The organism is Catenovulum agarivorans YM01 (assembly GCF_000281085.1).
Taxonomy (GTDB): Bacteria; Pseudomonadota; Gammaproteobacteria; order Enterobacterales; family Alteromonadaceae; genus Catenovulum; species Catenovulum agarivorans.
In genome coordinates, this window is record NZ_JH767537.1 from 115,503 (window position 1) to 122,390 (window position 6,888).

At 40.5% G+C, this 6,888-nt stretch carries 10 protein-coding genes; 3 read left to right on the forward strand and 7 right to left on the reverse strand.

The genetic code is table 11. The features are described 5' to 3' along the window. Positions 1-228 precede the first annotated feature (228 nt). Together ubiA and WSC_RS0118800 are read right to left on the reverse strand one after the other, a co-directional pair. Positions 229-1,077 (reverse strand): 4-hydroxybenzoate octaprenyltransferase, encoded by an 849-nt coding sequence (gene ubiA / locus WSC_RS0118795; protein ID WP_016957502.1) that lies wholly within the window; start codon positions 1,075-1,077, stop codon positions 229-231. Beyond that, on the reverse strand, positions 1,074-1,607 hold the full coding sequence (locus WSC_RS0118800) for a chorismate--pyruvate lyase family protein (RefSeq protein ID WP_016957503.1): 534 nt from the start codon (positions 1,605-1,607) through the stop codon (positions 1,074-1,076). The genes ubiA and WSC_RS0118800 overlap by 4 nt, the downstream gene beginning before the upstream one ends. A 236-nt stretch (positions 1,608-1,843) precedes the next feature. Between WSC_RS0118800 and WSC_RS0118805 the strand changes: the two genes are divergently transcribed. Then, complete coding sequence (locus WSC_RS0118805; protein ID WP_050996225.1) at positions 1,844-2,194, forward strand: flagellar basal body-associated protein FliL; 351 nt, start codon at positions 1,844-1,846, stop codon at positions 2,192-2,194. Here WSC_RS0118805 and glpG read toward each other — a convergent pair. Genes glpG through nudE form a run of 5 tightly spaced genes read right to left on the reverse strand, consistent with a single transcriptional unit; the run spans position 2,191 to position 5,365 of the window. After that, on the reverse strand, positions 2,191-3,027 hold the full coding sequence (glpG, locus tag WSC_RS0118810; RefSeq protein ID WP_157447353.1) for a rhomboid family intramembrane serine protease GlpG: 837 nt from the start codon (positions 3,025-3,027) through the stop codon (positions 2,191-2,193). The genes WSC_RS0118805 and glpG overlap by 4 nt on opposite strands. A 12-nt stretch (positions 3,028-3,039) precedes the next feature. Then, positions 3,040-3,363 carry a thiosulfate sulfurtransferase GlpE gene (gene glpE / locus WSC_RS0118815; RefSeq protein WP_016957506.1) on the reverse strand — a complete coding sequence of 108 codons (324 nt, stop codon included), beginning with the start codon at positions 3,361-3,363 and terminating at the stop codon, positions 3,040-3,042. Positions 3,364-3,368: 5 nt separating this feature from the next. Then, on the reverse strand, positions 3,369-3,953 hold the full coding sequence (locus WSC_RS0118820) for a YceI family protein (RefSeq protein ID WP_016957507.1): 585 nt from the start codon (positions 3,951-3,953) through the stop codon (positions 3,369-3,371). Between the two features lies 1 nt (position 3,954). Then, positions 3,955-4,797, reverse strand: coding sequence for a 3'(2'),5'-bisphosphate nucleotidase CysQ (gene cysQ / locus WSC_RS0118825; RefSeq protein WP_016957508.1), 843 nt, complete (start codon positions 4,795-4,797; stop codon positions 3,955-3,957). Further along, entirely contained in the window at positions 4,787-5,365 is a 579-nt protein-coding gene (gene nudE / locus WSC_RS0118830; RefSeq protein ID WP_016957509.1) for an ADP compounds hydrolase NudE, read from the reverse strand. The genes cysQ and nudE overlap by 11 nt, the downstream gene beginning before the upstream one ends. A 48-nt stretch (positions 5,366-5,413) precedes the next feature. Here nudE and yrfG point away from each other — a divergent pair, with 48 nt between their 5' ends. Beyond that, entirely contained in the window at positions 5,414-6,082 is a 669-nt protein-coding gene (yrfG, locus tag WSC_RS0118835) for a GMP/IMP nucleotidase (protein ID WP_016957510.1), read from the forward strand. 291 nt (positions 6,083-6,373) lie between these two features. Further along, a complete protein-coding gene (locus tag WSC_RS24940) occupies positions 6,374-6,520 on the forward strand; it encodes a hypothetical protein (RefSeq protein ID WP_016957512.1) in 147 nt (48 codons plus the stop codon). Positions 6,521-6,888 lie beyond the last annotated feature (368 nt).

Here is a 6,888-nt window from a genome sequence, read left to right on the forward strand (position 1 = left end):
AGTGCTACATATTCGGTCTGTGCTAAAATTTCTAACGCAGACACGCCGTAAACACATCCCTATGGGCTCGAAACAAATCATCCAAGATTTGTACGGTCTGCTTATAGCAACCTCAGCTCAGTCCTCAGAGTTGAGGCATCAATAATTTTCAGCTCTATCTGCAAGTAAAAATAAAGTTGATAAGATAAATGGAATCTCAGCCGCAAAACTTCACAAAGCTTGGAGCCGTTAAATATACGAAACAACCAATCCAAACAAAATCAATAACCCCACATAATGATTCTGTTTAAACGCGGCAAAACACGCATCACGCTCACGGCTCTTAATACTAACTTGATGTGCAATAAACAATCCTAAACTTAAGCCTAAAGTCATAAAGTAAACGGGTTGTAGTGACAACATAATGCCTGCTTGAAAACAGCAGGCCAGCATCAATAACTGCAATATAAATACAATTAATTTATCAAAACGACCAAATAAAATAGCGGTTGATTTAACCCCTATCTTTAAATCGTCATCTCTATCAACCATGGCATATAAGGTGTCATATGCAACAGTCCACAACAGATTTGCGCTAAATAACCACCATGCAACGGCTGGAATGGTCTCTAGCGTGGCCATAAAGGCCATCGGAATTGCCCAACTAAAAGCGGCACCTAAAAATACCTGAGGAAAATGAGTGTAGCGCTTCATAAAGGGATACAGAGTTGCGAGAAATACCGCCACAAACGACAAAAGTATGGTTTGGTAATTCAAAAATAGTACCAATACCAGTGCAACTAGCAATAAAACAAAAAAAGCAGCAAGCGCCTGTTTTTCATTCAAAGAGCCATCAACTAAGGGCCGGGAGTTTGTCCGCTTAACGTGTCCGTCTACTTTGCGATCTGCATAATCATTAATCACACAACCTGCGCTGCGCATCACTATCACACCCAAAGAAAAAATCACTAATAGAGACCAATCAGGTATACCTTGTGCGGCAGCAATCAAAGCCCATAAAGTTGGCCATAAAAGTAAATAGGTACCCACGGGTTTATCTAAACGGGTCAATCGTATATAAGCATTTAGTTGATTCATAAATACAAAGGGCTGTCCGGTAAAAATATTTCGCTAACATAGATAGGCAAGTGATTAACCAAGAAGGTTGAACGGCGGCCAAACAACACCTTAGGCATTGACGCATTTTTGTTACTGCGCTTTGCCTTGGCAAAAAGCCACAATTTATCCTGGGATGTATATTCAGCAAATTCTATCGCTGCACGTTTTAAAGCTTGCAACTGAAAGATGGCTTCACCCAAAGGTTTGTTTTCTAGTTGGGTTAAGAATTGATTTTGCGCAGACAAACTGCTTTCTGGAATACGTGTATGTGCATATACCCAAGCAGCGCCTGCACAATTAAGCAACACTTCTCTGGCCAAATAGTTATCGTTATTGTGCTGACTTTTTTGCCATCCTTGTCCTAATACAGTTAAAGAAAAGTCTGACTGATATGATTTTAGCTTGGCCGTAAGTGACGACTCATCGGTTAACCACGACCACACTGAGTCATTACAGTTAACTTTTTGCAGCCAAGTAGCACCGTCCCCTAATGGAAAGCTATAAAGCACTCAGTTCCCCTTACCTATAAAGTTTAAATTCGCGGGCAATATGATACCAGTTATAAAAGGTTTAACTAGAGTCAAACAAATAAACTAGTATAGAATAGCTTCAAGCTAACATGGAAAGTAAACACTTTTACCAAGCTTTCAGCTATACTAGTCAACAGATAATTTTTGTAAAAATGGCGAATTGATACATGCGATTAAAACACCTTAGCTGGGTTTCACTACTGGCTTTGTTATTTATGCACAAACCAACTTTTGCTCAAGAAGACAAATATGCTTATTTTGGTTTTGAGCCTGATATCATCACAAATTACATCACGACCAAAAAGAAACCAGGTTATGTCAGGATAACAGTTGAGCTGATGTTGATAGATGCCTCCTACTTGGATGTTGTGGAGCACCATTCCCCTCTACTTAGAGACGCTATTGTTGAAATTTTAGGCCAAGAGCCCGAAGAAAAAATCAAATCTTTAACCGGTAGAGAAGAAGTACGCAAGCTCTGTGCAATCAAAGTAAAAAGTTTATTGCAAAAAGAAACCGGGCAAGAGTTGATAAAAGACGTACTATTTACCAATTATCTATATCATTAAACAGGGTTTGTGGGCTTTTCAAACCAAGCCCACGCAACACCAGCTAACATGCCACCTAAGTGTGCCCAATTAGCCATTGGGATCGGCAGCACACCAGCAAAACCAATCACCAACCACAACAGCATCATGATAAATACGCCGTCTGGAATATATAACTTAAGTTTACCGAGTTTGCTGGCAATCCACGCATAACCCAATAAACCGTACACAACACCTGACAAACCTAAAAATGATGCATTTTCAATACTGTATTGACATAAATGAGCAGCCAAAGCTGAGGCAATAAACAGGTTAACAATAAAAGTTCCACCTTTCTCTAATTCAAGTTTGCCACCCAGCCAAATCCACCAAAAGACATTAAACAATAAATGAACAATACTTCCGTGCATCAAAGCTGGGGTCACTAACCTATACAGCTCAAGAAACTCTAGACTAGCTAAAGTAACTGGAAATCCAAGATATTGATAAATCCATGGATGAAAACCAAATATCTGCAGGACAAAAATAATGACTACTGTAACGGCAACGATACGTGTCGTTACCCCTGTATCTCGCCATATCTGGTGAGTTAACTTATTTTGTTTATTAGCTTTTGGATATATCCGTGCATTTTGGTTACGGATCCATGAAGCATCTAAATATTTTTGATCGTACGGATTATTTAAAAAGGCTTCTAACTCTTGTTGTGCTTGTTCAAGCTGGGATTCTTCGATAATAAATAACGACCAGCCCTTATCATCAGGGCTGATGTCATTTTTTATCTGTTGGATTTGTAAATAATCAGAAACCGCTTTGGCAGTTCGTAAATCGGCAAAAGTGGCTAGGTGTATCAAGCAAAATCTCAATTATTCAGCAGACTGAACAAATGGCAACTCTTTACGCCAAGCCTCGAAACCACCGTCCATACTGTATACGTCTTCGAAACCTTGTTGTGCAATATACTGAGCAGCCCCTTGGCTAGAAACGCCATGATAACAGACTACAATAACCGGCTGGTCAAAATCAGCTTCTGCCATAAAGGTGTTTAATGTGCCATTGGTTAAATGGTACGCGCCTTCTATATGTGCAGCATTAAACGATGCTTCATCTCGGATATCAACAATTTTAATATCGTCGGTCTGCTGCAATTCAGCAACTTGTTGGCAATTGATATGTTTAAACTCAGACATAAAATTTACTCAACTGCAAAAGTTAAATTAAAACTAACTGGTACTGAATATGTTATAGAAGGTAAGCCTGCCAACTCCTGTAACTTATTCACACCTTCGATTAATGCAAAATCAGCGGCATTAATCACAACAGAGCCAACACTATTAACAAATAGCTGTCCTTTATTACCTTTTATAACTACAACAGGTACGGTTAAGTTTTGTTTATTGCCGTGCAGGTCTAATTCAGCAGCTAACTCTAATGTTTTTAACTCACCGACAGCTAAAGCCGTTAGCACACTGCTATCAACTTTTGCATTAATAGTTGCATGTGCAAATTTATCTGTTTCAAATAAAAACTTTTGCATCCGCTCGTTACGGATTGGGATATTGGTTTCAACTGAAGCTAGCTCTATCGTTAGCACCACTTGACCACTATCGGCAACTGTACCAGATATATTTTTGAAAGAATGCTGTTCAACAATTTGTGCTTTTTTAGTCGATAAAAAATTTAGTTTTGAAGCTTGTTCATCTAATTTCCAGCCGGCAAAAGCAGAGTTTGCAAAGGCTAAACCAAGCGTTGCAGTTGCCAAAAGCGCGCGCAATTTCATTTTATAATGTCCTTTGGGTTTTGTGAGGGATAATTACTTTTTTCCAATCTACTTTTCGATCACCAATCACGATAAAGTCTGGGTTTGCCAGTGTTTCACGTTGGTTGTAGCTTAACGCATTAAATTCGCTGTCTAAAATGTTACCACCAGCTTCACGCAAAATACAGTGGCTTGCGCCAGTGTCCCATTCACCTGTTGGTCCAACACGCAAATAAAAATCAGCACCGCCTTCAGCTATCATACAGCTTTTTAGCGAACAGCTACCAAGTGCGACCTTTTGATGTTGCTCAGCGTCAACTAAATATTGACCAACCGTATTGGATTTTTGTACACGAGATACTGCTAATCTCAAATCAGCTGTGGTGAAATCTTTTCGTGGATATTTAGTTACCTGGATTGACTCTATGTGTTGCCCCACCTGCTTAAATGCACCTTGTTGTTTAATCGCATAATACCAAGTGCCTTGAGTCGGCCAATAAATAACCCCAAGCACAGGTTCACCTTCAACAACCAGAGCAATATTCACCGCGAAGTCACCACTGCGCGATACAAACTCTTGGGTACCATCCATAGGATCTAATAACCAATAAGCCTGCCACGTTTTCCTTTCTGTAAAAGAAAATTCACATGACTCTTCTGACAAAATAGGGATACTTGGTGTGAGCTTTTGCAAACCTTCAGTCAATACTTCATTGGCTGCGTAGTCAGCAGAAGTGACTGGTGATTCATCGTCTTTTTGATAAAGATCAAAATCACCTTCGTTGTATATGGCCATAATGGCTTCGCCTGCTTGATAGGCGATTGTTTTTACGTCGTCCAATAACTCGGCTGGATCAGGTCTCATTGGTTGTCTTAAAATATTTTCTCGCTAAAAATAGAGCGGCAACACTTCGGGCTTCAGTAAAGTCTTCGCGTGCCAGCAGTTCATCTATATTATGGACTGACCAAGGCACAATATCCAAGGGTTCTGGCTCATCTCCCTCAAGTTTTTGCGGATAAAGTGATTTTGCTAACAAAATATGCATGCTAGAACGGAAATATCCTGGTGCCATAGTTAAACTTTTCAGCGAAACTGTTTCTTTACAGCCCATACCTATCTCTTCTTGTAACTCGCGGTCAGCCGCTTGCTCGGGTGTTTCACCTTGGTCAATTAAACCTTTGGGGAAACCTAGCTGGTAGTCGTGTGTACCTGCTGCGTATTCACGCACTAAAATAAAGGTTTCATCATCCAACATAGGTACCATCATCACCGCACCACTGCCTTTACGATTTCCACGTAATCTTTCGTATTCACGCTCTTCGCCATTACTGAATTTTAGTTGCAGGGTTTCTATGCGAAACAGCCGACTTTGTGCGACAACTTCTGAGTCTAAAATTTCCGGCAATATTTTTTCTTCGAGTCCTTTTTTCATTGCTTTGATATACTCATGTAAATTTTGTTTGAAAGTATAACATTAATTATGACGCTGCAATGGCAAGATATCGATACTGTGTTGTTAGATATGGACGGCACCCTACTCGATTTACATTTTGACAATTATTTTTGGTTACAACACCTACCTAAACGTTACGCGCAAATTTTTAATGTGGATGTACTCAGCATTGAAAACCGTTTACATCAAATGTATGCAGAAATGCAGGGCAAACTTCAATGGTATTGTTTTGATTGGTGGGCACAGCAGTTGCAAGTGGATATTGTTGAGCTTAAACAGGAGATCACTCATTTAATTGAAGTTCGTCCAAGTGTGACTGATTTTTTGCAAAGTCTACAGCAATCGCATTGCCGGGTGGTTTTGTTAACCAATTCGCACCGTGCAGGTATGCAGCTTAAATTTGATAAAACCGGCATCGATCAATATTTTGATGAGATTGTGAGCAGCCATGATTATGGTTTTTGCAAAGAGCAGCAAGAATTTTGGCAAGCGGCTGAAAGTCATTTAAAGTTTGATAAACGCCGCTGTTTATTTATTGACGATAGTTTGCCTGTGTTAACCGCTGCAAAGAAATTTGGTATCGCTTTTAATATAGCGGTCGAAAACCCAGATAGTAAAAAGCCTGCAAATTCATTTAGTGATTTTGATAGCGTGCGGAACTTTGAACAATTGACTAAGAGGCTTGACGAATTGTAAGCAGCGTCCAATCATTGCCTTGTAGTTGCAATGCACTCACCTGGCTTACTAATTGAAATATTGCGGCACCTACCGCGGTATAGCCCCCACTCGAAGCATGATTTTCTAAAAACGCTGTTCGCCAATCCCTGGCCGCTCTCAAAAGATATCCCTATCTTTTGAAGTTTTAGAAAATCAGCATTCGAGTAGGTGCTATCAAACACCTGAATTGCTGCACCTTTATATATTGCACTAACTTAAAAAACGAACCGCGACACAAATGTAGGATGGGGTGTTTAGGAGTTGGGGGCAATGAACCAACCTCCGATTGCATGGATGCAATCGGCGAGCGACCACGGACGGCTTGAAGCGTTTGGTGAATTGACTGCAACTTCCAAACGCCGTAACCACCGAAGCACCAGAATTATTTCGCCTTTAAACATTGCATTAAGAGCATAGGGATTAAAAAACTACCGCGACACGAATGTATGATGAGGTGCTTGGGAGTTGGAGGCAATGAACCAACCTCCGATTGCATGGATGCAATCGGCGAGCGACCACGGACGGCTTGAAGCGTTTGGTGAATTGACTGCAACTTCCAAACGCCCTAACCACCGAAGCATCAGAACCAGAATTATTTCGCCTTTAAACATTGTATTAAGAGTATAGGGATTAAAAAACTAACCGCGACACGAATGTATGATGAGGTGTTTGGGAGTTGGAGGCAATGAACCAACCTCCGATTGCATGGATGCAATCGGCGAGCGACCAAGGATAATGGAATGGACCCACTCCTCTTTAAATACGGCTTCAAATGAGCCAAGATG

Excerpts from the sequence above, each read along its gene's own strand:
- ubiA (WP_016957502.1), bottom strand. The coding sequence starts at position 1,077 with ATGAATCAACTAAATGCTTATATACGATTGACCCGTTTAGATAAACCC.
- WSC_RS0118805 (WP_050996225.1), top strand. The coding sequence starts at position 1,844 with ATGCACAAACCAACTTTTGCTCAAGAAGACAAATATGCTTATTTTGGT.
- glpE (WP_016957506.1), bottom strand. The coding sequence starts at position 3,363 with ATGTCTGAGTTTAAACATATCAATTGCCAACAAGTTGCTGAATTGCAG.
- WSC_RS0118820 (WP_016957507.1), bottom strand. The coding sequence starts at position 3,953 with ATGAAATTGCGCGCGCTTTTGGCAACTGCAACGCTTGGTTTAGCCTTT.
- cysQ (WP_016957508.1), bottom strand. The coding sequence starts at position 4,797 with ATGAGACCTGATCCAGCCGAGTTATTGGACGACGTAAAAACAATCGCC.
- nudE (WP_016957509.1), bottom strand. The coding sequence starts at position 5,365 with ATGAAAAAAGGACTCGAAGAAAAAATATTGCCGGAAATTTTAGACTCA.
- yrfG (WP_016957510.1), top strand. The coding sequence starts at position 5,414 with ATGACGCTGCAATGGCAAGATATCGATACTGTGTTGTTAGATATGGAC.
- WSC_RS24940 (WP_016957512.1), top strand. The coding sequence starts at position 6,374 with ATGAACCAACCTCCGATTGCATGGATGCAATCGGCGAGCGACCACGGA.